Origin of the sequence: Bradyrhizobium sp. ORS 375 (assembly GCF_000239775.1) — a bacterium.
Taxonomy (GTDB): Bacteria; Pseudomonadota; Alphaproteobacteria; order Rhizobiales; family Xanthobacteraceae; genus Bradyrhizobium.
On record NZ_CAFI01000278.1, the window covers coordinates 1 to 1,131 of the forward strand.

At 63.4% G+C, this 1,131-nt stretch carries 1 protein-coding gene; it reads left to right on the top strand.

Annotation, left to right across the window (positions count from 1 at the left end; genetic code table 11):
• Window positions 1–171: 171 nt before the first annotated feature.
• Window positions 172–1,113, top strand: coding sequence for an IS110 family transposase (locus tag BRAO375_RS20145; protein ID WP_009029289.1), 942 nt, complete (start codon window positions 172–174; stop codon window positions 1,111–1,113).
• Window positions 1,114–1,131 lie beyond the last annotated feature (18 nt).

The following is a 1,131-nucleotide window of genomic DNA, read 5'->3' on the forward strand; positions in this document are numbered from 1 at the left end:
GTATGGGTCCCTGTGTCTGAAAAGTCTGCCATGATGATGGTGGGCGGGAAGCCGTTGGGTCCTTGGCGCTAGACGCCGTGAGCCGGCTCGGTCTCCCGCCCGTTCCATCTTTCAACCTGAACAGTTGCACGAGGCTGCGCCAACAGACCTCGCATCACAGGGACAGGCACCGTGATCGTACCTCTTCGTTGCGTCGGAATCGACGTTTGCAAACCCTATCTCGATATTTTTGATGAAGCCGTGGGGACGCCGGAGCGCATCGCCAACGCGCCACAAGCCATCGCACAGCTGGTGGCGCGTTGGCGATGCGATGTGCTGGTGGTTTTTGAGGCCACGGGTGTCTATGACCTCGATCTGCGCGAGGCCCTGCGTCGGTCCGGCATCCGCTTTGCGCGGATCAACCCGGCTCGAGCTCGCGACTTCGCCCGTGCCAGCGGCCAACTCGCCAAGACCGATCCGATCGACGCGCGAACGCTGGCAGCCTTTGGGCGCGCCATGCAACCAGCCACCGAGCAGGCCGTGACGCCTGCCCAAAGCGCTCTCGCGAGGCTTGCAAAGCGGCGGGATCAACTGGTTGCCATGCGCGCCCAGGAAAAGAACCGCCGCAGCGAGGCTGAGGACCGCGCCATGGCCGAACGCATCAGCCGACTGATCGAGGTCCTTGATGACGAGATCGTCGAGATCGAGGCCGAGATCAGCGCCCTCATCAAAGCCGAGCCGGTGCTTGCGGAACAGGCACAGCTGATGCGCTCCGTGCCTGGTGTGGGACCCGTCGCCTGCATGCAACTCATCGCCCAGATGCCCGAACTCGGCCATCTCGGGCCGAAGGAAGTGGCCGCTCTTGCGGGCTTGGCTCCCTTTAACCGCGATAGCGGGGCTTATCGTGGCAAGCGCAAGATCGGCGGCGGCCGAAAGCGCGTCCGCGACGCCCTCTACATGGCCGCCCTCAACGCCGTCCGCCGCGCCGATCGCTTCAAGATCTTTTACAACCGACTGCGCCAGGCCGGTAAACCCGCCAAGCTCGCCCTCATCGCCGTCGCCAGGAAGCTCTTGACCATACTCAACGCCATGATGCGCGACCGAAAAACTTATACGGTCGCTCCATCAACGTAACAGTTGCCGGATCGGCGC